Below are 22,907 nucleotides of genomic sequence, written 5' to 3' on the forward strand. Positions count from 1 at the left end.
ATGTGAAAAGATGAAGAAGGCAAACTTTATACAGAGGAAGATTTATTTAATTTAGCATTAGAAGAATGTTATTCAGAAGATAGTGCTTATGAGTATATTGATAATTTAATTATGGATATGAATTTGGAGGAAATAAAACATGAATAAAACAGTTAAAGAAATATATGATGTTAATTTAGATGATATTATACAACCACATGAAAACGAAATTGTTAAAAAAGATAAATTAATTAGACTTCTTGCATTACTTGTTAAAAAATTGCAAATATTTGTAAAAAAGATACTAATAGAAAAATATAATTTTAATTAATTATGTTTTTTATTTAAAAATTTAATATTTTTCCACAACGAAAAATTAATTTATTATTTAAATTATTTAATTTTAAATAAATATTTTATGTTAAATATAATAATTGTAAATTATAAATTGAGGCAATTAAATTAAATCTTAAACCAAATCTTTTTCTTCGATTACGATATTTTTCTGTAATAATTTTAAATTTTTTAAGAATAGCAAAAATATTTTCAATAATAATTCTCATTTTTGAAACTAGTCTATTATATTGCTTTTGTTCTTTGTTTAAAGGGTTTTTCTTTGTTTTCTTTGTAGGTATTAGAACATTATTGTGATTTTTTTGTATTCCTTGATAACCACTATCAACTATTAATTTGGTATTTTTTAAAATTGGGATTTTTGATTCTTTAAATAAAGCATAATCATGTTTTTTTCCGAGCGAAAAACTTGTTGCAATAATTTTTTTGGTTTCTTGTTCGATAATTACTTGTGTTTTGATCGTGTGTTTTTTCTTTTTACCAGAATAAGATTGTTTTTGTCTTTTTTTGGGCGTTGGATTGGAGTTTCGGTAGCATCAATAATAATAGTTTTATCATTAAAATAATCATTTATTAGTGCTTTTTTACCAGCAAGTTGTTGAAAATCAGAGTTTTTAATTAAAATATCTTCAATTCACTTAATATTACGATAACAATTAGCCTCACTAATATCAAAACTTTTACCAAGATGAAAATAAGTCTGATATTCTCGTCAATATAATAAAGTCATCAATAATCTATTTTCTAATGATAATTTATTAGTTTTACCACCTTTTTTAAATTTTTCTATTTCAGCAACTTTTAAAATATCTAACATTTTATTAAAAGTGGATTTTTTTATTCCTGTTAATCTTAACCATTCTCTATCATTAAGAGTATTAAATTTATTATTGTTCATATTTTTATGTCCTCATAAATTATATTTTATAATAATATTTTTAATAAAAAAGGGTATCGCAAGAAGTCTATTAAAAATTTAGAAAATAAATGAGAGGAACTTGTATCTAATAATTATGAATTACAACAAAAACAATTATTTAAAGAAGATTTTGAACTAAATAATGTTGCTGTGGGTTATCATGATATAAGTGGTAGTTATAAAAATTATGTAGAAATATGAGTTTTAAAAGAAAATTCAGATTATGACAAATTAAAAAATAAAAAGGAGCAAGAATAATGGATGAAACACAACACAATGCAGGGTGTAAACATTTAACTAAGATAGTTAGTATGTGTGATATTACCGGAAATATTAATGTAAGATGTGCAAATTGCTTATATATAAATTGAAATACAACATTATCAAATACACCTGCTATAAGAAATAAATTAGAAGAATTATTATTCATATAATTTAAAATATGAGAAATTAGAAAGTAAAGAGGATGAACAAAATGACAATGAAAGATATTAATAATATGTCAAATATAGAAATTAAAACAATTAATAAAATGCATTTAGAAGATAAAATTAAAAAATTAGAAAAAGAAATTATTGAAAAAAATAAAATAATTGAAAATTTATATGAACTTAATAAATTAAAAATAGATGATATTAAAAGATTACATCATTTATTAAATAATTATGAAGATAAACAATTATATAAAGAAGATTTTGATTATATTGTTAATAAAATGAATCTTATAACAGGAGATAAAAATATAACTATTAAATTAAAAGACAATTCAAAATATGAGAAATTAAATAGTATGGATGGGTTAAGATAAATTGGACAACAATAATGTGGAGTAAGGATTATAATTAAATTAATAAATGGAGGTGTAATTATGGCAAAGAATCATTATACCGATGAATTTAAACAACAAATTGTTAGTCTTTATAAAACAGGTAAAACAGCAAAACAATTGTCCAGTGACTATCAGGTCGGTAAATCAACAGTTTGAAAATGAATTCATGAATTCAATAATTCTGGTTCATTTAAAGCAAAAGATAATCGAAGCCCAGAAGAAAATGAACTAATTCATCTAAGAAAAGAAATTAAACAATTACGAATGGAAAATGATATTTTAAAGCAAGCCACACTGATAATAGGCAAAAAATAGTAATTATTAAAAACAACAAAGAAAAATATGCAATTACTAATTTATGCAAAACACTAAAAGTTCCTAGATCAAAGTTTTATTATCAATTGAAATCAAATAATCCTAAATCAAACCATACTATTGATAATGCTGTTATCATTATTTTCTTAAAAAGTCGTAAAAATTATGGCACAAGAAAAATTAAAGTTATGTTAGCACAACAAAATATTTTATTATCACGAATAAAAATTAGTAAAATAATGCAAAGATATAACTTAATTTCCAATTATACAAAACTTAAATATAAACATCAAAGTAACAAAAACGCTATATACAAATATCATAATTTGTTAAATCAAGAATTTAATAATTATAAACTACATGAAGTTGTTGTCAGTGATTTAACACAAGTTGCTATCAATAGCAAATGATATTATGTGTGCTTTCTAATTGATTTATTTAATCGTGAAGTTATTGGTTATGATGTTAGTTCTCATAAAGATGCCAAATTAGTTGAAAATACTTTTAAAAAGCTTAGTTTTTCTTTAGATAATATTAAAATATTTCATACTGATCAAGGCAGCGAATTTAATAACAATATCATTTACAATCTTTTAGCTAAAAACAATGTTGCAAAATCTTATAGTAAACCAGGCTGTCCTTATGATAATGCTGTTTCTGAATCAACCTATAAAATTTTAAAAACAGAATTAATTAAAAACAGAAAATTTAAAAATATTGAACAATTTAAATTAGAATTATTTGACTATGTTAATTGATACAATAATGTACGAATTCACAGCAAATTAAATTATTTAACACCAATTGAATAGACTTCTTGCGATACCCCTTTTTATTAAAATATTATTATAAAATATAATTTATGAGGACATAAAAATATGAACAATAATAAATTTAATACTCTTAATAATAGAGAATGGTTAAGATTAACAGGAATAAAAAAATCCACTTTTAATAAAATGTTAGATATTTTAAAAGTTGTTGAAATAGAAAAATTTAAAAAAGGTGGTAAAACTAATAAATTATCATTAGAAAATAGATTATTGATGACTTTATTATATTGACGAGAATATCAGACTTATTTTCATCTTGGTAAAAGTTTTGATATTAGTGAGGCTAATTGTTATCGTAATATTAAGTGAATTGAAGATATTTTAATTAAAAACTCTGATTTTCAACAACTTGCTGGTAAAAAAGCACTAATAAATGATTATTTTAATGATAAAACTATTATTATTGATGCTACCGAAACTCCAATCCAACGCCCAAAAAAAGACAAAAACAATCTTATTCTGGTAAAAAGAAAAAACACACGATCAAAACACAAGTAATTATCGAACAAGAAACCAAAAAAATTATTGCAACAAGTTTTTCGCTCGGAAAAAAACATGATTATGCTTTATTTAAAGAATCAAAAATCCCAATTTTAAAAAATACCAAATTAATAGTTGATAGTGGTTATCAAGGAATACAAAAAAATCACAATAATGTTCTAATACCTACAAAGAAAACAAAGAAAAATCCTTTAAACAAAGAACAAAAGCAATATAATAGACTAGTTTCAAAAATGAGAATTATTATTGAAAATATTTTTGCTATTCTTAAAAAATTTAAAATTATTACAGAAAAATATCGTAATCGAAGAAAAAGATTTGGTTTAAGATTTAATTTAATTGCCTCAATTTATAATTTACAATTATTATATTTAACATAAAATATTTATTTAAAATTAAATAATTTAAATAATAAATTAATTTTTCGTTGTGGAAAAATATTAAATTTTTAAATAAAAAACATAATTAATTAAAATTATATTTTTCTATTAGTATCTTTTTTACAAATATTTGCAATTTTTTAACAAGTAATGCAAGAAGTCTAATATAAAAATCTTTACTCTACATAAAATTTTTCCAAAAAACCCTTGCCATTCCAAGTAAGGAAGAAGATAATGAATAAAACAGTTAAAGAATTAATAGAAGAAAATATAGATGAAGAAACTGGTTGATTTAACCAAGAAATTAATTATTATCATTTATTAAATAATATTTTACAAGCACACGAAGAATCAATAAAAATATATGCTGATATTGTTCAAAAAGTCTCGTATGAATGTAAAGAAAAACTTGAAGAAAAAGATAAAGAAATTATGGAATTAGAAAAACACTGTCTTTGTAAATATTGTTATGAATTACATCTGCATATCAAACCAATAGAAAAAAAAGACCAAAAAATGGATGTAAATTCAAAATGGAATTAGATAGTAAAGGAAGAATGAAATAATGAATATAAAAAATGCTTGATTAACATTTATTAGTGTAAATTGAAATAAAGGAAAAGATAAAAAATATAAGTGTTATTGAAAAGATAATTCTATTGACATATTAACATTATCAGAATTATATTTTAATTTTTCAAAAACAAGTGAATTAAAAATTTATTACGATTGAAAATTGTTAAAGAGGAATAATTATGAGTGATATTGTTAAAAATACTATTAAAAATGTAATATACCCATTTTCAATAACGGGAGCAGATTTTAAAAACTTATCAATGTTAGCATTACCTATTAAAAAATGAATTGATGAAAATGGAGAGGAGTTTGCAGATTTTATTATGCGACATCGTAATCTTTGAAATACTAGTCAATATGAAAATATTCATTTAAAAGATATGCCAGCTGCAATGGATAAAGTTGATATATTATTTCGTGAGCCATTACAATTAATTAAAAATTTTAAAGATGAATTAAATCGAATTCGTACTAATACTATTACATTTGAAAATTATTTACAAAATCATAAAATTGAAATTAAAAATAATATGACACAAGCTCGTTTTATAAAGCAAGATCAATTATTTAAAGAAGAAGAATTAAAAAAACAAGTGTTAATTGAAGAAGCTAATGATTTAAGTGAAGATATGGGTCTTGATATAGATTAAATTCAAGATGAACAAGTTCGCGTCATGGAAAAAATTGAGCAAATTGATAAATCACTTGATCCAAAACAACTTAAAAAAGTTGGTATTAATATAATTAAAGAAAAATTATTAATTAAAGATATTGAAGTAATTGGAATTAATAATGATTTTTTAGAAAATGCTAATCAATATGAATTAAAGCAATTAATTAAATATTTAATTGTTGATGAGAAGTTATTTAAAAACACAATTAAAGCACAATGAGATACAAATACAGATACTAAATTAATTGGTATTAAAGGTATTAATTTTAAAATAAATAAAGGAGGAAAATAATATGACAAATATTGTTGATTTTTTAAGAACAGATGTAGCAACTGATTGAATAAAAAGTAAGTTTTCAGATGAAAATGAAATTAGAAGATTTAAAAGTAATTTAGTATCAATTGCAAATAATAATAGACTTCTTGCGATACCCTTTTTTATTAAAATATTATTATAAAATATAATTTATGAGGACATAAAAATATGAACAATAATAAATTTAATACTCTTAATGATAGAGAATGGTTAAGATTAACAGGAATAAAAAAATTCACTTTTAATAAAATGTTAGATATTTTAAAAGTTGCTGAAATAGAAAAATTTAAAAAAGGTGGTAAAACTAATAAATTATCATTAGAAAATAGATTATTGATGACTTTATTATATTGACGAGAATATCAGACTTATTTTCATCTTGGTAAAAGTTTTGATATTAGTGAGGCTAATTGTTATCGTAATATTAAGTGAATTGAAGATATTTTAATTAAAAACTCTGATTTTCAACAACTTGCTGGTAAAAAAGCACTAATAAATGATTATTTTAATGATAAAACTATTATTATTGATGCTACCGAAACTCCAATCCAACGCCCAAAAAAAGACAAAAACAATCTTATTCTGGTAAAAAGAAAAAACACACGATCAAAACACAAGTAATTATCGAACAAGAAACCAAAAAAATTATTGAAACAAGTTTTTCGCTCGGAAAAAAACATGATTATGCTTTATTTAAAGAATCAAAAATCCCAATTTTAAAAAATACCAAATTAATAGTTGATAGTGGTTATCAAGGAATACAAAAAAATCACAATAATGTTCTAATACCTACAAAGAAAACAAAGAAAAACCCTTTAAACAAAGAACAAAAGCAATATAATAGACCAGTTTCAAAAATGAGAATTATTATTGAAAATATTTTTGCTATTCTTAAAAAATTTAAAATTATTACAGAAAAATATCGTAATCGAAGAAAAAGATTTGGTTTAAGATTTAATTTAATTGCCTCAATTTATAATTTACAATTATTATATTTAACATAAAATATTTATTTAAAATTAAATAATTTAAATAATAAATTAATTTTTCGTTGTGGAAAAATATTAAATTTTTAAATAAAAAACATAATTAATTAAAATTATATTTTTCTATTAGTATCTTTTTTACAAATATTTGCAATTTTTTAACAAGTAATGCAAGAAGTCTAATGTTGACAAGTTAAAAGTTCTTGTTTTCCTACTATTTGTGCATTGATAAAATTATTAAAATGTTCCATCATTGATTTACCTTTTTCATAATCATCTAAACTTAATTTTTTACATAATTCAATAAATTCATCACAAACATCTTTATATGTTTTATTGCTTAAACTTTCTTGTAAATATATTTGTTGCTCTTGGCTTATTTGTATAACTGTTTTTGCCATTATTAGTATCCTCCCTTACAAAATAAACATAAATCGCTATCAATCGTATTTACTGGACATTGACATTTTTTACAATATTTTGCCATTATCAATTGCCTCTTTTAATTCTTCATAAACCATTTTTAATGTCTCATGTGCCATTTTGTTAGGTCATTTTTTAAAATCATCACCACATATTTGTTTTACTTGTTCTATTTGTTTAATAATACTGTTAATTTTTTCCATATCACATTTCTCCTTCTTAAACGTAAAAAACCGCTTTTACGCGGTATTATGCTAAATTCTTAAATGTGTATGGTACCTTACAAAAATTAATTTATCATACTAAAAAAGCACCCCCACTACCTGATAGCATAACATTTTGGTGTTCTTTTTTTAAAGTCATATAAAATTTTTTTAACTTTGAATTAATTTTAAAAGCAGGTTGTTGCAGCATATTATAGTAGGTATTAGTATTTTTCTTTGTTTTATAATAGTTATAATTATAATCAAACTCTTGATAAACATCTTTTGTAATTGATGAAATTTTTGAATCAATAACTTTAAGATTAGGAATTTCATATTTTTTAATTTGTTTAGATGTTAAATATGTAATTTTATTACCACAGCCAGAAATAATTGCTGGTCTTTCTAAGTAAAAAAATAAAGCATCTGAACTAAGACTTTTAATTAACTTTTTAACTTTTTTTGAATAATAATTAATCTTAAAAAAATTACAAATTAGTTTAATAACAGCAACAGCATTACTAGCCGAATAACCTAAACCGGAACCAATTGTTGTGTTTTTAATTAAATTAATATGTAACGAAATTGTTTTAAATTTAGGAAATACTATCAAGAACTTATGATAAGCATCTAAAACAGTATTATTATTTCAATCAAGTTCTTTTTTATTACAAGTAAAAATTGTTTGTACGCCTTGATAAGGCAAAACCTCAAGCATATCATATTCTAATTTATAAGGAAAAATAATACTTTGAATTCGATGCATTTTTTTTCATCGATTTCTACGAAAAACTTTTAATGTTAAATTAAATTTACCATATGATTTAATTTGCATTATTGACCTTCTTTCTCATTTTGTTTAACTTCATTATATAATAAATAAAAATCATTTAAGGTTAATCTTTCTGATCGTAAAGTTAAAGAATAATTTAATTTTAATAAAATATTTTGTGCCAATGTTTTATTATGCAAAATAGTTGCTAAATTATTTAAGATTGTTTTTCGCTTTGTCGCAAACATTGCTCGAATAAATACAATAAAATCTTCTTCATTTTTTAAATCAGGATATTTTCGATTTAGTTTAAATTTTAGAACAACACTATCGACTTTAGGAACAGGAACAAAATTATTGCGTCCAACTAAACAAACTTTTTCAATATCACTATAAAGTTGACAAACAATCGAAAGATTATTATACGCCCTTGAATTTGGTTGAGCCATAATTCGATCACCAACTTCTTTTTGCATCATTAAAACAACTTCTTTTACTTTTGGATTCTTTATTTTTAATAATTTAAAAATAATTGGAGAAGTAATATAATAAGGAATATTTGAAATAATATTAATTGGATTATTATCTGGAAATTCAGTTGCAAACAATGTTTCTAAATCAAGTGTTAAAATATCTGCTTCAATAATTTTAAAATTTTGATTTTGAAATTTTACTGTTAAATATTTTACTAAATCAGGATCAATTTCAACACAAACAAATTTATTTGCTTTTAATAAAATTTCATTGGTTAAAGCTCCTATCCCCGGACCAATTTCTAAAATATTGGTTTTTGGAAATTCAAATACACTATTAACAATTTTATTGATAAAATAAGAATTTGTTAAAAAATTTTGGCCTTTACTTTTTTTGGCAATAATTCCTTCTGCCCACATTTCCTGATTTTGTTTTTTCATATTATTATTTCTCCTCTAAAGTTTTAATTAAATCATCTTTTGTTATATTCATATAGTTTAAATATTTAAATGTTGTTTTATTATTTATGAGAGATAAATTATAATAATTAATAATTTTTTGACGTTTTAATTTTGAATCAACAAGATTAATATAATCACTTCATAATAAACTATCACCAGTCTTGTTACTAAAGGTAATAAGATTGCTAATACTATTTTTAATTGCGGAGATAGAAGCTTCTGCAACCCCCACCTTTTTTCCTCTAATTGCATCAACTTTATCAATAAAAGTATGAATACAATTATTGTCTAAATAATCACTAATGATTTGTCGCAATTTTTGACCAGAATGATCAGGGTCGGTAAAAATTATTATTTTATTATGTAAACTAATTTTTTTAATTAATGCTAACTTTTCTGTTGTAATTCCACTCCCCCCAGTTTCAATTATTTTAAGATCAGGAAAAATGCTTTTCAATTTTGCCGCATCTGTTTTGCCTTCTACAATAATGAATGTTCCCACTGTCGCCTTTTCCCCCATAAAAATCTTTTTGGTTTAATTTATCATAATTTTATAGTATAATTATACTAGACTGTTATATTAAAATAATGATAAATTTTAAATATAGGAGTAGGAGGCAAAAAGAAATATGGCTAATTATAAATTTGGAAAAGATTACTCATTTTTAGCTCTAGACCTAGGTACAGCTAATACAGTAGCATATGTTTCAGGACAAGGGATTGTTTATAACGAACCTTCAATGATGGCATATGACACCTTAAGTAACTCATTAATTACCTTAGGGAACGAAGCATACAAAATGGTTGGAAAAACACATGAACATATTAGAATGGTAACACCTTTAGTTGATGGCGTTATTTCAGATATGGATGCTGCCCAAGATTTATTAAAACACATTTTTAGTAGATTAAAATTATCAGGAATTTGAAAAAATTCACTAGTAATATTAGCATGCCCAAGTGGAGTTACAGAATTAGAACGTGGTGCTTTAAGAGCAATCGCAAAAGATATGGGAGCAAGTTACGTTTTAGTTGAAGAAGAAGTTAAACTAGCAGCATTAGGAGCTGGTTTAAACATCGGATTAGCACAAGGAAACTTGGTAATCGATATTGGTGGAGGAACAACTGATATAGCAATTATTTCAGCAGGTGATATTGTAATTTCAAAATCAGTTAAAGTTGCTGGAAAACACTTAGATCAAGAAATTCAGAAATACATTCGTGCCGAGTATAATGTTTTAATTGGAATTAGAACTGCCGAACAAATTAAAAAAGAAATTGGAGCATTAGTTAAAATAATTAATGAAAAACCAGTTCGTGCCTTTGGGCGTGATATTATTACTGGATTACCACGTGAAGTAATGATTAAACCTGAAGAAATTAAAAACGTTTTATTAGCACCATTTTCAAGAATTACAGACTTATTAGTTGAAGTATTAGAACAAACACCACCTGAATTAGCAGGAGATGTTATTAGAAATGGAATTACAATTTGTGGAGGCGGAGCTTTAATTCGTGGAATTGTTAAATATTTTGAATCAATTTTCCAATTAAAAGTAAAAGCTGCAAATGATCCGTTAATGTGTGTAATTGATGGCGCTAAAACATATGAAAAAAACTTAGGTGCTGTAATTGAAAGAATCCAATTGTTAGAAGCAAATGAATACAAAATTGCATAAAAATTAAAAGTATATTAAGATTATACTTTTTTTTCTAACAAGAGCATAAAATAAAACAAAACACCAAAAAAAAAAAAAATTAAATTGTTGTTTTTAATTGCAAATTGCTCTTAATTTTATATATAATAAAATTACTTGATATTGAATTTTTTATTACTATTAAGGGGTTTAATATTTAAGAAAATTATTATGTTATTTATTATTGCTATGTTTTTAACTAAGCAATAAACGGAAGGAGACATTTTAAAGATGGCAATATCAGACGTATTGAAAAATACATTCAACATCTCACCAAAGCCACCTCGTAAATTTATCGCTATAGATTTGGGGACAACTAATTCGATCGCTTATGTTGCAGGGAGAGGTATTATTTTCAACGAAGCATCAGTAATGGCATATGAAATTGGAACTAATAAACTAATTGCATTAGGATATGATGCTAAAAAGTTAATTGGGAAAACTCATGATAAAATTGAAATTTATACACCATTACGTAATGGAGCAGTTACAGACTTAGCTATTGCTGAAGAATTTATTCAGCAAATAGGAAAAAAAGCAAAGGTGGCTGACTTATGAAAGAATGCTATTGTTTTAATTGCATGTCCAAAAAATGTTACAGACTTAGAAAAACGAGCAATAATCCAAATGTGTAAAAATATTGGTGCAGATTTTGTTAAAATTGAAGAAGATTCATTAATGGCTGCTCTAGGAGCCGGAGAAAACATTTTTGCACCAAAAGGAACTTTTGTTTTAGACATTGGTGGTGGAAAAACAAGTTGCGCTATTATTTCAGCTGGTGGAATTGTTAAAAGCAAATCAATTAAAACAGCCGGAAATTATATTGATGAAGAAATTTTAAAATACATCCGCGCTAAACATACAATTTCAATTGGCGTTGTGACAGCAGAACAAATTAAAAAACAAATTGGATCATTATATAAAACAAAAGAAAACAAAAAAATGATTATTTTTGGAAGAGACGTTGTAACAGGAATGCCAAAAGAAGCGGAAATTTTAGATTCAGAAATTAGAAAGTTATTAATAAGTGTTTTTTCATCAATTACACAATTAATAACTGAAGTGTTAGAACAAACACCCGCTGAATTAGCTGGTGATGCTGTAGCTAACGGTATTTTAGTTACTGGTGGCTGTGGACAAATCGCAGGAATTAAAGAATTTTTATCAGATTATTTCCAAATTCCAGTTCGTATTGCTAAAAATGCCGAAACATCTGTTATTGATGGTTGCATTGCATATGAGAAAAAAATTAGAGATGGATTAATTGAAGAAAACAAAAAAAATAGATAAACAAATGTTTATCTTTTTTTATGACAATAATTTTTATAAAAATGATAAAATAACAATATATAAGGTGTGAAGTAAGAATAGACTTCTTGCATTACTTGTTAAAAAATTGCAAATATTTGTAAAAAAGATACTAATAGAAAAATATAATTTTAATTAATTATGTTTTTTATTTAAAAATTTAATATTTTTCCACAACGAAAAATTAATTTATTATTTAAATTATTTAATTTTAAATAAATATTTTATGTTAAATATAATAATTGTAAATTATAAATTGAGGCAATTAAATTAAATCTTAAACCAAATCTTTTTCTTCGATTACGATATTTTTCTGTAATAATTTTAAATTTTTTAAGAATAGCAAAAATATTTTCAATAATAATTCTCATTTTTGAAACTAGTCTATTATATTGCTTTTGTTCTTTGTTTAAAGGGTTTTTCTTTGTTTTCTTTGTAGGTATTAGAACATTATTGTGATTTTTTTGTATTCCTTGATAACCACTATCAACTATTAATTTGGTATTTTTTAAAATTGGGATTTTTGATTCTTTAAATAAAGCATAATCATGTTTTTTTCCGAGCGAAAAACTTGTTGCAATAATTTTTTTGGTTTCTTGTTCGATAATTACTTGTGTTTTGATCGTGTGTTTTTTCTTTTCACCAGAATAAGATTGTTTTTGTCTTTTTTTGGGCGTTGGATTGGAGTTTCGGTAGCATCAATAATAATAGTTTTATCATTAAAATAATCATTTATTAGTGCTTTTTTACCAGCAAGTTGTTGAAAATCAGAGTTTTTAATTAAAATATCTTCAATTCACTTAATATTACGATAACAATTAGCCTCACTAATATCAAAACTTTTACCAAGATGAAAATAAGTCTGATATTCTCGTCAATATAATAAAGTCATCAATAATCTATTTTCTAATGATAATTTATTAGTTTTACCACCTTTTTTAAATTTTTCTATTTCAGCAACTTTTAAAATATCTAACATTTTATTAAAAGTGGATTTTTTTATTCCTGTTAATCTTAACCATTCTCTATCATTAAGAGTATTAAATTTATTATTGTTCATATTTTTATGTCCTCATAAATTATATTTTATAATAATATTTTAATAAAAAAGGGTATCGCAAGAAGTCTATTAATCTAAGTTGTTTCATATTTCGTAGGTGTTTAATTCTTGTCAAGCATAATTATTGTGTATTTCAAATTATGACTTTTTGATTTTCTGTTTTAAAGTCATCTTTGTCGATTTGGCGTTGAATTCAATTGGCGAGTGTTTGTGCGTTGGGGTAATTCAATATATTTGCCCGCCCTTGCGTAGTCATTTGGTGTGTTCGTCTAATTTTTTCTTAAAACGACTTGGTGATTTTTGGGTTCGTTCAAATGCAACATAAATTTCACTATCATTACTTTTTGTGATGATTAAGTCGGGGTAGGCGTTGAGATTGCCGTTTTCCATTTTGAGCTCCCGCTCGGTTTGATAGTGTACTATGTCGGTTTGTGCAATAACATCATTAAATTTGATATGTTTATATTTTTCTTTAAATTCTTTTAAATTATTTGTAAAATCTGACCATTTAATTAAATTTATTTGTTTGATTTCGGTTTTTTTACCATTTGTTATTTGTCCAGTTATTTTTCAATTTAAATTTATGTTTTTTGTTATTAAACTACTAGATAATTTGTTTTCACTTATTTTAGAATTTTCTGGTTTTGGGGTGGTTGTGGAATTTGTTTTGTGGCGTTTATTGGGATAATCATCGCCGTTGTTATTGTTGGATTGTTGTTTTCTTTTATTATTGATGGTAAAGGTTACTTCTATTTCTCCATAATATTTATTATTACTTGTAATTATTGCTGAATTAGGGGTAATATTTGCTACTTCTAAATTATCATATATATTAGTAATTTTGGGGTTTAATTCTTTTAATTTAGCAAGAATGGTCGCTTTGTTATTATCAGGTAGTTCGCCTAATTCGGGGTTTGTAATAACATTTTCTAATGGAGATCCTAAAATTTCATCTAAATCTTGCTGCGTTAAAATATGAGTACGAAAATGAATAGTTCTTGAACCATAATAAATTGAATTGGCGCTAGTTGGTTGAATTATTCATGATTGACTGCCATTATTATTAGTGCGAGCAAAAGAAATTCGTATTTGGTTTATATCTATATCGTTTAGTTCTTGAATAACTTCTAAAATTGTTTCTGAGTTATCATTAGGTAGTTCACCTAAATCAGTATTTGTAATAACATTTAATAGACTTCTTGCGATACCCTTTTTTATTAAAATATTATTATAAAATATAATTTATGAGGACATAAAAATATGAACAATAATAAATTTAATACTCTTAATGATAGAGAATGGTTAAGATTAACAGGAATAAAAAAATCCACTTTTAATAAAATGTTAGATATTTTAAAAGTTGCTGAAATAGAAAAATTTAAAAAAGGTGGTAAAACTAATAAATTATCATTAGAAAATAGATTATTGATGACTTTATTATATTGACGAGAATATCAGACTTATTTTCATCTTGGTAAAAGTTTTGATATTAGTGAGGCTAATTGTTATCGTAATATTAAGTGAATTGAAGATATTTTAATTAAAAACTCTGATTTTCAACAACTTGCTGGTAAAAAAGCACTAATAAATGATTATTTTAATGATAAAACTATTATTATTGATGCTACCGAAACTCCAATCCAACGCCCAAAAAAAGACAAAAACAATCTTATTCTGGTAAAAAGAAAAAACACACGATCAAAACACAAGTAATTATCGAACAAGAAACCAAAAAAATTATTGCAACAAGTTTTTCGCTCGGAAAAAAACATGATTATGCTTTATTTAAAGAATCAAAAATCCCGGTAGTATACATTATTTTGAGGTTTTTAATAAAATTAAGTAATTAGAAACAAATTAAGTTTCGCTTATAATTAAATGATAACAAAATTTATAAAAAATTCAACTTTTTTAAAAACATAATTTTTATTTGAATAAATAATTTATAAATTTATGAATTTTGATACACTAAAAAATACTTTTTAAAGTTATTACTAATTTTAAAAGGTTTTTTATTTTTTATAAAGATAAAAATTGCTTTTTAGATTGATTTAAATTAAATATATTAAATTCAATTTTTTCTTTATTTTTATTAGTTTTATCAATTTTTTCTTCATTTGTTTTACTATTAAGTCTTAACATTGAAGCAATTAACATATTGATAAATTTTTCTTTACAATATATTTTCGCGCCACGCCCCTTAACTGCCTTAATGTAGTGTGATATATCACCTTCCATGTGACAACCAATATTATATTCTAATGCTTGATTTTCAATTCCTTCTTTATTATTTTTAATTAATTCAATAGTTTCTAATAAAATTTTCTTTTTATTATCAATAACATAGGGCAAATGACACATTAAAAAATCTAATAATACTTCATAATTTCCAGTAAAAAAATATATTTTTGATAATTTATATTTTAATCTATGAATTTGGTTTTTCTTACGATTTGGGAATAATTCTTTAAATCTTTTTACTAAATGAAATTTATCTAAACTATATGATACGGTGTTTTTTTTATTTTTTGCTTTTATTGCTATATAAATTTTTTTAATTTGTTTTTCACCATCACTTAATATTAATATTTTAGTATCTTCATTAATATCATAAGTATCCATTGATTTAAAAATTTTATCAATAAAATTATCAATATTAGATTTATCATTTTTATTCTTATGATTTTTATTCATCATTTGAAAAACGCCTTTTTTCTTTTTCATTTTTTTTCTGTTTTTTGTTGATTTTTCTTCATCAACACCAACATGCATAGTTGAAAGAAATATTTTATTTTCAACTCTTTTTTTATTTTCTCACATAGGTTCAAATGCCCCATCAATTTGAATATATAAAACATTATTTGGAATTTTAATTTTATTGTTATTTTTATTACTAATGTAATCGGTTTCTTCTAAATCTGCATTTTTAAAAATATTAGATATTGTTCTTTCACTAAGATTAGCGTTTTCGACAGTATCTAAAATATCTTTATATCTTTTTCCATCGCCTAAAAATGAAGTAATTTTATTTATTAAATTTTGTTCATTTCTTTGGTATTTTTTTAAACCTAATTCTTCATCCAAAGGATAGTGGTTTATATATTCATTTTTTTCTTCATCATATTTAACATATCTTCGTCTTTTTAAATTTATATCTCCATCTTCTGTTTTAATTGTTTTTGGTATTTTTGATACAACCTTATATCCTTGTAATATTTTTCCTTGTTGATATAATTTAAATATCTCATTATCTCTTTCAATCAAGAAATTTTTAGTTTCATTGTTTGTTTCTATTATTTTATTTTCTTTATAATTTCCTAATAAATTTTGTTTTAATTCCATTTTATAATTTCCTTTCTTAATTAAAAAAATATTTTAAATTATGCTAGTTAATAAATTATGATATTTAATACTTAATATTATTTTATCAAAATGGGGGTACATGAAAAATGCAGGATTTTACAAAAATTAATAACAAAAAACGAATTACTAGTTATGAACATTTAAATAAAAAATATGATTTGAATTTTAGTGACTATAATTTTGGTTTTGATTGAGAAGTATTTAAAGAATTTGTTGGTGATAGTTATGCCCGATATTTTACTTCGCCAACTTTTTTTAAGTTTGTTTCAGCGGGGCGTGGTACTAATAAAACATGAAATCATTTAGCAGAAAAATTATTTTTTGCTTGTAATTTTACAGATGCTTCATCTAATATTTTACGAAGATATGCCAACACCCACGAAGATACTACATTTGGCGATACAATTAATGTCTGTAATTATCTATATGATAAATATGGGATTGATATAGGACCCGACAATGAAAATGGTATTGTTTGACCTAAAAATGTTAAAGAAGGCGGCGAGATTGTTTTTCCTAGTGGTGTTCGCATTGCTTTTGCGGGTTATGCTAATGGTAATAAAATTATGGGTAAAGTTGGTAAAGGTAGCGGTATTATATCGGCGTGAACAGATGAAATGATACATGCCGAAGAAAAAGAAATCTTAACTGATAAAGAATTAGATAAAAGATATAATAATTTAAGAGTTTCAATGTTTCGTTCTAAAAGTTTAAAAGTATCTTATGAAAAATATACCGATGAAAATAATAATGAACAATATAATCTAGATAATTCTATTCCTGTAAAAGAATTATCTTGGACATTTCAAGAATGAGATAACATAGCAAAACAACATATAACAGTAACAACATATTTTCATAAAACATATTCTAATCAATTTACTTTTAATCCTTTTGATAAATACCATGTATTTTATGAAAAATTTGTAACCCCATATTTACCCTTAAATGAAAGAATTAAAAATATTTTAAAAGAACATAACCAAGTATATTCAGAAAACAAACAAGCATTTAATGGTTTGGGTATTTTTAATTTACGATTAACAATGGGTTCTGTATGAAATAAAATACCTGATATTACTAAAAAACTTGTTTTAGCAAATAAAGAAGGGCGACCTGATTTATTTGAACTTGAATACTACGGTTTTGAATATAACGATAATGACCCCAGTATTTATGTTTTACGAAATTATCGTAAATATATTAAAGAGTATAATTTACAAGATTTTTATAATTCCAATACAAAACAGTATCAATTTGATAGTTATTCAATTGGTGTGGATTATGCTAATGGTAGTGAAGACCATACAGTGTTTTTATTTAGTGGTTATAAAATTAATGAAAATAATGAATATGATAAATATTTAATTGAAGAAAATGTTGTTACACCTAAAAACACAATGAATTTAAATGAAATAGTTGAATATTATGGACAATGAATAATTAATACATTTGATAAATTTGATGATTTTGAATATGCTACATTTCATTATGATATTAATGCCCACGACTTTATGCAAAAATTACAAGAAGATATTTATCCTTATTTGGGTTATAAAATTAAAATGTTTAAAGCCAAAAAACATCAGACATCCCTTAATAAAGAAGCAGGTATAATAAATCGTGTAACATGAATAAGAAAAATGTTTGTTCAAGGCAAAATATATGGCACATTAGATAACTTTCCATTTTTAGATAAATGCATTAGTGAACTAAGATTTAGTGACACCAAAACAAACACACCCGATAGTAAAATGTATCATGACCCATATGATGCTTTGTTTTATGGTTCTTATCCATATCGTTTTAAAATGGGAATATAAAAAAGGTTTTTAAAACCTTCTAACATTTATAAATTTTATTTACTTTTTATTTATTAAATAATTGGTATTTAATGACTTTTCTAAACTAGGTGATTTTTCTTGTATTTCATTACCATCATCATTTTTCAATAGTTCAGGATGACAATTTTTATAACTTAATTTAAGATGTTTTCTAACTGTATTAAAATCTAACACCTCAACTTCAATTTCATCACCAATATCAAAAAAATCTTTAATATCTTTAACAAAGTAATCTGAAACTTCACTAATATGGATTAAACCATCAGCCTTTTCTGCTCTACAAAAAGCACCATAAGGTGTAACGTTTGTTATTTTAACATTAACTTTATTTCCTTTTTTATACATAAATTAAATATACTTCCTTTCTTTAAATAATTTAATTATATCATTAAGACTATAAAAAATCATTTGCAGGAATTGGGCGAGCGGTTGATTTTCTTAAATTTTTGTGATAAAATGACTTACAAGTTAAAAAAATTTTTGAGATTCTTTCAAACAAATTTGGGAACCTTTATAAAATTCTTCGCTTAACGCTTAGAATTTTTCCCAAGTATTTTGAAAAGCGCGGCAAAAGTTTTTTTAAACTTTAAGTTATTTTTCACAAAACTATCGAAAATCACCGCGAGCCCAGATTAATGCAGTATAATCACAATAATAAACATATATTCACCTCCTTTCTAAAATAAACATATTTAAAAATGCTTGACTTGCATATATATATATATATATATAATGTCAATAGGTCTTGATAAAAATTTGCAAGATTAAATAAAGGAAATAACGAAATGAAAAAACTTTTAAGTTTATTAAGTGTATTAACTATTAGTGGAACTACAATGCCAACATTGGTTGCTAATATAAGTTATCCTTACAATAATTCAGATACAAGAATATCTTTTCAAGATAATCATGAAGAATGAGGATGGGGACCATCAAGAGGAAGAATTGATTTTAATGTTTTATCAAAAAAAATTGAATTTGGTGGTTTTGGATATGCTGATAATAAATTTGATACTTCAGTAACTATTCGTATTACAGATGAAAATAAAAATATTGTTAAAACAATTTTTATTAATAAAAATAAATCTTTAAATGATATTATTAGAGAATATAATTTACAAAATGGTATTGATTATAAAAATGGTTATTCTATTGATATTTGATCAGAAAAAGCAAATTCAACAATTTTTCATTATAAAAATAATTTAAATAATCGTGTATGAAATCTTTCAACCGGACCTCATACTGAAAAATTTATAATAATGAATGATAAATTGTGAGAGCCAAATATTTTAATAGAAAAATTTCCTAATTTAATAACTAGACCATTAGTTAGACGAACAAGTAATAATAATCAAAATAATTATGCACCAAATTTAGTAATAGATGAATGAGATGACAATCTTAGTCAATATTATGATTCTTTAATTAGTGTTGTAGATTATTTAAATAGAGAAGGAATAATAGAACAATTTGGCAGAACGAACGGCACTTACCGTTTAACTAACCAAAATGGATATTTTATTATAGGTATACAATTTCAAGGTTTATCTAGTTTAAATAATACTGTTGAATTAGTTTTTGATAGATCAAATTTATATCTTCAAGGATTTATATTAAGAGAAGATAATGGTAGACAAAATAGTGCTGATGGAACATATTATTATTTTTCAGATAGTACTTATAGAACAAATTTAGGAATTAATCATTTAACTAATGTTAATTTAAATTTTGGAGGAAGTTATACTAATTTAATCGCTGATGGAGATCTTAATATTTCTTCACAATCATTATTTAGTTCTTTTCGATTTTTAGCATCTTTTAATAATAGCAATCAACAAAGAATAAATATATCATCAAATTTAATGCGTATAATTTTAGCTACTTCAGAATCACTTAGATTTAACAATATAATTAGTACGATTCAACGTAATAATAATCCTATTTCATGGAGAAGCTATTTCTCAAATTTATTAACTAATTGAGGTTCAATGAGTCAAGAATTTATAAGACGAGTAAATAATATGAATAATGGTGTGCAAATTTGAGATCATGTTAATGATAATTCTAGTAGAATTTCTCCAGCTTTAATGGCTTTTCTTTTAAATATAAGAATATTAAATAATAAATAATTAAAATTTCTTATAATAGGAATAAATTGAGTTTATTCCTATTTTTAATTAAATTATCAAAATTTATAAAAAACACAAAGGAGATAAATATGAAAAAAATATTAAGTCTTTTAGGAACAATAACTTTAATTGGAACAAGTACAACCAGTTTAGTTGCTTGTAATACATCACAATATAGTGAAGAACAATTAAAAAAACAAAAAGAAAAATACAAAATAGATACAAAAGATGGTATTTTAGAATGAATAGCACCACAAGAAAAACCATTTAATCAAATTGATAATAAATGATATTTTGTTGTATGAAAAACTAATAATTGAAATATTACTAAGTTTAAAAATAATACTTTAATAAATAGATGACATCCAAGTATTGAAATTGACAATAAAAATGAAGATGAAAATTATAAATTAAATTTAGAATGAATAAGGGGACATGGAACAATCGTTATTCGTTCTTATAGTGTTATAAGTGATTGACCTGCTCCTAGATTTAAAACAATTTATCGATGAAATTTAGATACAAATATGCCCAATTTAATTGTTGGTAAAGATGGTATTATAAAAGTTAATTAATAAAAAAGTCATTTATTAAAATGACTTTTTTATATTTCTAATGTAATTAATGATAATTTTTCATTGTTTTTATTAAATAGTTGTAAATTATCAATATTAATTTGTTCTCTTACTGATGGATATAAAAATATTACACTATTTGATTGTTTTAGAAAATTAACAACCGCAATGTTTGAATAAGATTTTTCATATTCAATACCATTTTTATATAAATATCAAACATTAAATTCTATTAATTGTAAATATGTATCTCTATCTTTTCCGCTGACTTTAGTTCCAATTTGTGTTTTTTTCGATTAATTCTAAGTTTATATATTTTCCTTCAATAATTTTTTCATTTGGTTTTTCAATAAAAATATTTATATCATAGCTTCCATAACCTCATATACCAGATATTTCAATTTGATTTAAATTAAATAATTTTTTATCATAAGTTATTTTAATATTATCTACAACTAAATTTTTAGTCATATCCATTCAAAATGTTTTAGAATAAAGTAATCTATATCGTTGTGAATAATAGTCTAAATAGTCTTCTATTTTGTTATTAGAAACAATTAAACTAATTAAATATTTACCATATTCGCCATCAGATAATTTAATTTCTGCTGGAATAAGAGAAGGAATATTGTTTGTTTCTAATTCATTTGTTATTGATAATCAATTAAAATAATTTGCTTCTAATTTATAAATAGGGTTTTCTGAAATATCTTTGTTTTTAGAATTTATTTTAATTTCATTATCATCATTGTTAATGTTATTTTGTTGTTTTAAATTTCAATCTGTAATTTGTCCTGTATTTGGATAATTTGAGGTTTAAGAGGTTCATCAATACCATTTCATCGATAAATTGTTTTAAATCTAGGAGCAGGTCAATCACTTATAACACTATAAGAGCGAATAACGATTGTTCCATGTCCCCTTATTCATTCTAAATTTAATTTATAATTTTCATCTTCATTTTTACTGTCAATTTCAATACTTGGATGTCATCTATTTATTAAAGTATTATTTTTAAACTTAGTAATATTTCAGTTATTAGTTTTTCAAACAACAAAATAATACTTATTATCAACTGTATTAAATGGTTTATCATTTGCATAAACTTTTGTCAATAATTTATTGGTTCAGGTGGAATGGGGGCGTTATCACTAAAATTAAAATATAATGAATTTAATTGAACTTTACAATGTTCGAATAATCATATCCTATTTCTGTTGTTGAATTAGGGGTTGATATTAATTCAAAATAATATGGAGCAATTAATTTAACATCATCATTATAACCTTTATTAATGGCATATTTGCTATACGTATAATTTGAAAGCATATAAATAATTTGTTTAAATCTTTTAACAGATTGATCATTAATAGATGTAGAATTATCTAATTTTCAGTTTTCAAATAAACCATCAATAACATCTTCGGGTTTTTGTCCTTCAAATTTTTGACGTAGTTCAGCTGCTTTATTGTTAGGATTACCTTTTTCATCGTATTTTCCCCTTGAAATTTTCTATCATAATTATAACGATATGTTAAATAATTTAATAAAACTTTTTCTAAACCATTCTTATTTACTAAATCTAAAATATCTTTACCTTGAATATAGTTTTGGGCGATACTTCATGGTAAAAAACTTTCGGTAAATCAATACTGAAATATTCGTACATTAGGACTAGTTTCATTGGCATTGATAATAATGGAACTAAACTAGCATTTTCAATATTTGATGATGGATAAGAATAAACACCATTGACATTACCTCAACACTTAATATTTCCAAACAACATTGATTTAGGGTACTTAATTTTAATCCCAGTAAAAACAGTATTCTCGGGCAATGATTTTTGTAAAACTAAGTGAATACTATTCTGATTTTCATTTAAAATCAGTCACTTTAACTAAATGAGTAGATTTAATAATGTTAACTTCATC

Annotated in this window: 39 protein-coding genes; 23 read left to right on the forward strand and 16 right to left on the reverse strand. The window is 23.6% G+C overall.

Annotated features, from left to right (window positions below):
• Together MSROBK_RS10360 and MSROBK_RS10365 are read left to right on the forward strand one after the other, a co-directional pair.
• On the forward strand, positions 1–147 hold the full coding sequence (locus MSROBK_RS10360; RefSeq protein ID WP_157944257.1) for a hypothetical protein: 147 nt from the start codon (positions 1–3) through the stop codon (positions 145–147).
• Positions 140–310 carry a hypothetical protein gene (locus tag MSROBK_RS10365; RefSeq protein WP_157944258.1) on the forward strand — a complete coding sequence of 57 codons (171 nt, stop codon included), beginning with the start codon at positions 140–142 and terminating at the stop codon, positions 308–310. Before MSROBK_RS10360 ends, MSROBK_RS10365 begins: the two co-directional genes overlap by 8 nt.
• 85 nt (positions 311–395) lie before the next feature.
• On the opposite strand, the gene MSROBK_RS14440 is transcribed toward MSROBK_RS10365, so the two are convergent.
• Together MSROBK_RS14440 and MSROBK_RS14445 are read right to left on the reverse strand one after the other, a co-directional pair.
• Positions 396–794: a transposase family protein gene (locus MSROBK_RS14440; RefSeq protein ID WP_242441474.1), complete on the reverse strand. Its 399-nt coding sequence runs from the start codon at positions 792–794 to the stop codon at positions 396–398.
• Positions 779–1,231 (reverse strand): IS5 family transposase, encoded by a 453-nt coding sequence (locus tag MSROBK_RS14445; RefSeq protein ID WP_040092446.1) that lies wholly within the window; start codon positions 1,229–1,231, stop codon positions 779–781. The genes MSROBK_RS14440 and MSROBK_RS14445 overlap by 16 nt, the downstream gene beginning before the upstream one ends.
• A 278-nt stretch (positions 1,232–1,509) precedes the next feature.
• Here MSROBK_RS14445 and MSROBK_RS10375 point away from each other — a divergent pair, with 278 nt between their 5' ends.
• The 12 genes from MSROBK_RS10375 (at position 1,510) to MSROBK_RS14465 (ending at position 6,679) form a co-directional block, all read left to right on the forward strand.
• Entirely contained in the window at positions 1,510–1,686 is a 177-nt protein-coding gene (locus MSROBK_RS10375; protein WP_159373279.1) for a hypothetical protein, read from the forward strand.
• A gap of 41 nt (positions 1,687–1,727) precedes the next feature.
• Complete coding sequence (locus MSROBK_RS10380; protein ID WP_040094516.1) at positions 1,728–2,060, forward strand: hypothetical protein; 333 nt, start codon at positions 1,728–1,730, stop codon at positions 2,058–2,060.
• Between the two features lie 60 nt (positions 2,061–2,120).
• Entirely contained in the window at positions 2,121–2,396 is a 276-nt protein-coding gene (locus MSROBK_RS10385) for an IS3 family transposase (protein ID WP_040093310.1), read from the forward strand.
• 32 nt (positions 2,397–2,428) lie between these two features.
• A complete protein-coding gene (locus tag MSROBK_RS10390; RefSeq protein WP_242441499.1) occupies positions 2,429–3,208 on the forward strand; it encodes an IS3 family transposase in 780 nt (259 codons plus the stop codon).
• Positions 3,209–3,274: 66 nt separating this feature from the next.
• A complete protein-coding gene (locus MSROBK_RS14450; RefSeq protein WP_040094520.1) occupies positions 3,275–3,727 on the forward strand; it encodes a transposase family protein in 453 nt (150 codons plus the stop codon).
• A complete protein-coding gene (locus MSROBK_RS14455) occupies positions 3,712–4,110 on the forward strand; it encodes a transposase family protein (protein WP_242441474.1) in 399 nt (132 codons plus the stop codon). The genes MSROBK_RS14450 and MSROBK_RS14455 overlap by 16 nt, the downstream gene beginning before the upstream one ends.
• A gap of 234 nt (positions 4,111–4,344) precedes the next feature.
• Positions 4,345–4,653 (forward strand): hypothetical protein, encoded by a 309-nt coding sequence (locus MSROBK_RS10400; RefSeq protein ID WP_040094523.1) that lies wholly within the window; start codon positions 4,345–4,347, stop codon positions 4,651–4,653.
• Between the two features lie 212 nt (positions 4,654–4,865).
• On the forward strand, positions 4,866–5,336 hold the full coding sequence (locus tag MSROBK_RS10405) for a hypothetical protein (RefSeq protein WP_040094528.1): 471 nt from the start codon (positions 4,866–4,868) through the stop codon (positions 5,334–5,336).
• Between the two features lie 24 nt (positions 5,337–5,360).
• Positions 5,361–5,651, forward strand: coding sequence for a hypothetical protein (locus MSROBK_RS10410; RefSeq protein WP_040094530.1), 291 nt, complete (start codon positions 5,361–5,363; stop codon positions 5,649–5,651).
• Between the two features lies 1 nt (position 5,652).
• Positions 5,653–5,817: a hypothetical protein gene (locus MSROBK_RS10415; protein ID WP_157944259.1), complete on the forward strand. Its 165-nt coding sequence runs from the start codon at positions 5,653–5,655 to the stop codon at positions 5,815–5,817.
• Between the two features lie 26 nt (positions 5,818–5,843).
• On the forward strand, positions 5,844–6,296 hold the full coding sequence (locus tag MSROBK_RS14460; protein WP_040092647.1) for an IS5 family transposase: 453 nt from the start codon (positions 5,844–5,846) through the stop codon (positions 6,294–6,296).
• Entirely contained in the window at positions 6,281–6,679 is a 399-nt protein-coding gene (locus tag MSROBK_RS14465) for a transposase (protein WP_416375431.1), read from the forward strand. The genes MSROBK_RS14460 and MSROBK_RS14465 overlap by 16 nt, the downstream gene beginning before the upstream one ends.
• 161 nt (positions 6,680–6,840) lie before the next feature.
• Here the strand turns inward: MSROBK_RS14465 and MSROBK_RS10425 are convergent, their stop codons facing one another.
• From MSROBK_RS10425 to rnmV, 5 genes are all read right to left on the reverse strand, one after another.
• Positions 6,841–7,062: a hypothetical protein gene (locus tag MSROBK_RS10425; protein ID WP_040094534.1), complete on the reverse strand. Its 222-nt coding sequence runs from the start codon at positions 7,060–7,062 to the stop codon at positions 6,841–6,843.
• Positions 7,063–7,131: 69 nt separating this feature from the next.
• The gene (locus MSROBK_RS10430; RefSeq protein ID WP_157944260.1) at positions 7,132–7,287 is read right to left on the reverse strand and encodes a hypothetical protein; all 156 of its coding nucleotides are present in this window, start codon (positions 7,285–7,287) and stop codon (positions 7,132–7,134) included.
• 91 nt (positions 7,288–7,378) lie between these two features.
• Complete coding sequence (locus MSROBK_RS10435; RefSeq protein WP_040094536.1) at positions 7,379–8,122, reverse strand: GHMP family kinase ATP-binding protein; 744 nt, start codon at positions 8,120–8,122, stop codon at positions 7,379–7,381.
• Entirely contained in the window at positions 8,122–8,973 is an 852-nt protein-coding gene (gene rsmA / locus MSROBK_RS10440; protein WP_040094538.1) for a 16S rRNA (adenine(1518)-N(6)/adenine(1519)-N(6))-dimethyltransferase RsmA, read from the reverse strand. Before rsmA ends, MSROBK_RS10435 begins: the two co-directional genes overlap by 1 nt.
• 4 nt (positions 8,974–8,977) lie before the next feature.
• Positions 8,978–9,496, reverse strand: coding sequence for a ribonuclease M5 (gene rnmV, locus MSROBK_RS10445; RefSeq protein WP_052443561.1), 519 nt, complete (start codon positions 9,494–9,496; stop codon positions 8,978–8,980).
• A gap of 127 nt (positions 9,497–9,623) precedes the next feature.
• Between rnmV and MSROBK_RS10450 the strand changes: the two genes are divergently transcribed.
• Positions 9,624–10,673: a rod shape-determining protein gene (locus tag MSROBK_RS10450; protein WP_040094543.1), complete on the forward strand. Its 1,050-nt coding sequence runs from the start codon at positions 9,624–9,626 to the stop codon at positions 10,671–10,673.
• A gap of 249 nt (positions 10,674–10,922) precedes the next feature.
• Complete coding sequence (locus MSROBK_RS10455; protein WP_040094545.1) at positions 10,923–11,981, forward strand: rod shape-determining protein; 1,059 nt, start codon at positions 10,923–10,925, stop codon at positions 11,979–11,981.
• A 242-nt stretch (positions 11,982–12,223) separates the two neighbouring features.
• Here the strand turns inward: MSROBK_RS10455 and MSROBK_RS14470 are convergent, their stop codons facing one another.
• The 3 genes from MSROBK_RS14470 to MSROBK_RS10465 all read right to left on the reverse strand — a co-directional run bounded on the left by MSROBK_RS14470 (position 12,224) and on the right by MSROBK_RS10465 (position 13,449).
• Positions 12,224–12,622, reverse strand: coding sequence for a transposase family protein (locus MSROBK_RS14470; RefSeq protein ID WP_242441474.1), 399 nt, complete (start codon positions 12,620–12,622; stop codon positions 12,224–12,226).
• The gene (locus MSROBK_RS14475; protein ID WP_040092446.1) at positions 12,607–13,059 is read right to left on the reverse strand and encodes an IS5 family transposase; all 453 of its coding nucleotides are present in this window, start codon (positions 13,057–13,059) and stop codon (positions 12,607–12,609) included. Before MSROBK_RS14475 ends, MSROBK_RS14470 begins: the two co-directional genes overlap by 16 nt.
• Positions 13,060–13,197: 138 nt before the next feature.
• Positions 13,198–13,449: a hypothetical protein gene (locus tag MSROBK_RS10465; RefSeq protein WP_040094551.1), complete on the reverse strand. Its 252-nt coding sequence runs from the start codon at positions 13,447–13,449 to the stop codon at positions 13,198–13,200.
• 628 nt (positions 13,450–14,077) lie between these two features.
• On the opposite strand from MSROBK_RS10465, the gene MSROBK_RS10470 reads away from it, so the two are divergent.
• The 3 genes from MSROBK_RS10470 to MSROBK_RS12410 are packed head-to-tail and all read left to right on the forward strand — an operon-like array spanning position 14,078 to position 14,909.
• The gene (locus MSROBK_RS10470) at positions 14,078–14,293 is read left to right on the forward strand and encodes a hypothetical protein (protein ID WP_133165088.1); all 216 of its coding nucleotides are present in this window, start codon (positions 14,078–14,080) and stop codon (positions 14,291–14,293) included.
• 26 nt (positions 14,294–14,319) lie between these two features.
• Positions 14,320–14,772 carry an IS5 family transposase gene (locus tag MSROBK_RS10475; RefSeq protein WP_040092446.1) on the forward strand — a complete coding sequence of 151 codons (453 nt, stop codon included), beginning with the start codon at positions 14,320–14,322 and terminating at the stop codon, positions 14,770–14,772.
• Complete coding sequence (locus MSROBK_RS12410; protein WP_369123228.1) at positions 14,757–14,909, forward strand: hypothetical protein; 153 nt, start codon at positions 14,757–14,759, stop codon at positions 14,907–14,909. The genes MSROBK_RS10475 and MSROBK_RS12410 overlap by 16 nt, the downstream gene beginning before the upstream one ends.
• 169 nt (positions 14,910–15,078) lie before the next feature.
• On the opposite strand, the gene MSROBK_RS10485 is transcribed toward MSROBK_RS12410, so the two are convergent.
• Complete coding sequence (locus MSROBK_RS10485; protein WP_040094555.1) at positions 15,079–16,401, reverse strand: Mbov_0401 family ICE element transposase-like protein; 1,323 nt, start codon at positions 16,399–16,401, stop codon at positions 15,079–15,081.
• 107 nt (positions 16,402–16,508) lie between these two features.
• On the opposite strand from MSROBK_RS10485, the gene MSROBK_RS10490 reads away from it, so the two are divergent.
• A complete protein-coding gene (locus MSROBK_RS10490; protein WP_040094557.1) occupies positions 16,509–18,245 on the forward strand; it encodes a hypothetical protein in 1,737 nt (578 codons plus the stop codon).
• A gap of 39 nt (positions 18,246–18,284) precedes the next feature.
• Here the strand turns inward: MSROBK_RS10490 and MSROBK_RS10495 are convergent, their stop codons facing one another.
• Positions 18,285–18,611, reverse strand: coding sequence for a S1 RNA-binding domain-containing protein (locus tag MSROBK_RS10495; protein ID WP_040092749.1), 327 nt, complete (start codon positions 18,609–18,611; stop codon positions 18,285–18,287).
• A 440-nt stretch (positions 18,612–19,051) separates the two neighbouring features.
• Here MSROBK_RS10495 and MSROBK_RS10500 point away from each other — a divergent pair, with 440 nt between their 5' ends.
• Complete coding sequence (locus MSROBK_RS10500) at positions 19,052–20,398, forward strand: ribosome-inactivating family protein (protein WP_040094559.1); 1,347 nt, start codon at positions 19,052–19,054, stop codon at positions 20,396–20,398.
• Positions 20,399–20,487: 89 nt separating this feature from the next.
• Complete coding sequence (locus MSROBK_RS10505) at positions 20,488–20,973, forward strand: lipoprotein (protein ID WP_040094561.1); 486 nt, start codon at positions 20,488–20,490, stop codon at positions 20,971–20,973.
• A gap of 270 nt (positions 20,974–21,243) precedes the next feature.
• Here MSROBK_RS10505 and MSROBK_RS10510 read toward each other — a convergent pair whose 3' ends face one another.
• Positions 21,244–21,450, reverse strand: a complete 207-nt coding sequence (locus MSROBK_RS10510; RefSeq protein WP_227991277.1) for a hypothetical protein — start codon at positions 21,448–21,450, stop codon at positions 21,244–21,246.
• Positions 21,451–21,514: 64 nt separating this feature from the next.
• Here MSROBK_RS10510 and MSROBK_RS12215 point away from each other — a divergent pair, with 64 nt between their 5' ends.
• The gene (locus MSROBK_RS12215; protein WP_265575299.1) at positions 21,515–21,646 is read left to right on the forward strand and encodes a hypothetical protein; all 132 of its coding nucleotides are present in this window, start codon (positions 21,515–21,517) and stop codon (positions 21,644–21,646) included.
• Positions 21,647–21,743: 97 nt separating this feature from the next.
• On the opposite strand, the gene MSROBK_RS10515 is transcribed toward MSROBK_RS12215, so the two are convergent.
• The 3 genes from MSROBK_RS10515 to MSROBK_RS10525 all read right to left on the reverse strand — a co-directional run bounded on the left by MSROBK_RS10515 (position 21,744) and on the right by MSROBK_RS10525 (position 22,813).
• On the reverse strand, positions 21,744–22,088 hold the full coding sequence (locus tag MSROBK_RS10515) for a hypothetical protein (RefSeq protein WP_159373281.1): 345 nt from the start codon (positions 22,086–22,088) through the stop codon (positions 21,744–21,746).
• Positions 22,089–22,146: 58 nt separating this feature from the next.
• Positions 22,147–22,302 (reverse strand): hypothetical protein, encoded by a 156-nt coding sequence (locus MSROBK_RS10520; protein ID WP_159373282.1) that lies wholly within the window; start codon positions 22,300–22,302, stop codon positions 22,147–22,149.
• A gap of 253 nt (positions 22,303–22,555) precedes the next feature.
• Positions 22,556–22,813 (reverse strand): hypothetical protein, encoded by a 258-nt coding sequence (locus tag MSROBK_RS10525; RefSeq protein WP_159373283.1) that lies wholly within the window; start codon positions 22,811–22,813, stop codon positions 22,556–22,558.
• Positions 22,814–22,907: the final 94 nt, after the last annotated feature.

The sequence above is a fragment of the Spiroplasma poulsonii genome, assembly GCF_009866525.1.
GTDB classification, from domain to species: Bacteria; Bacillota_I; Bacilli_A; order Mycoplasmatales; family Mycoplasmataceae; genus Spiroplasma; species Spiroplasma poulsonii.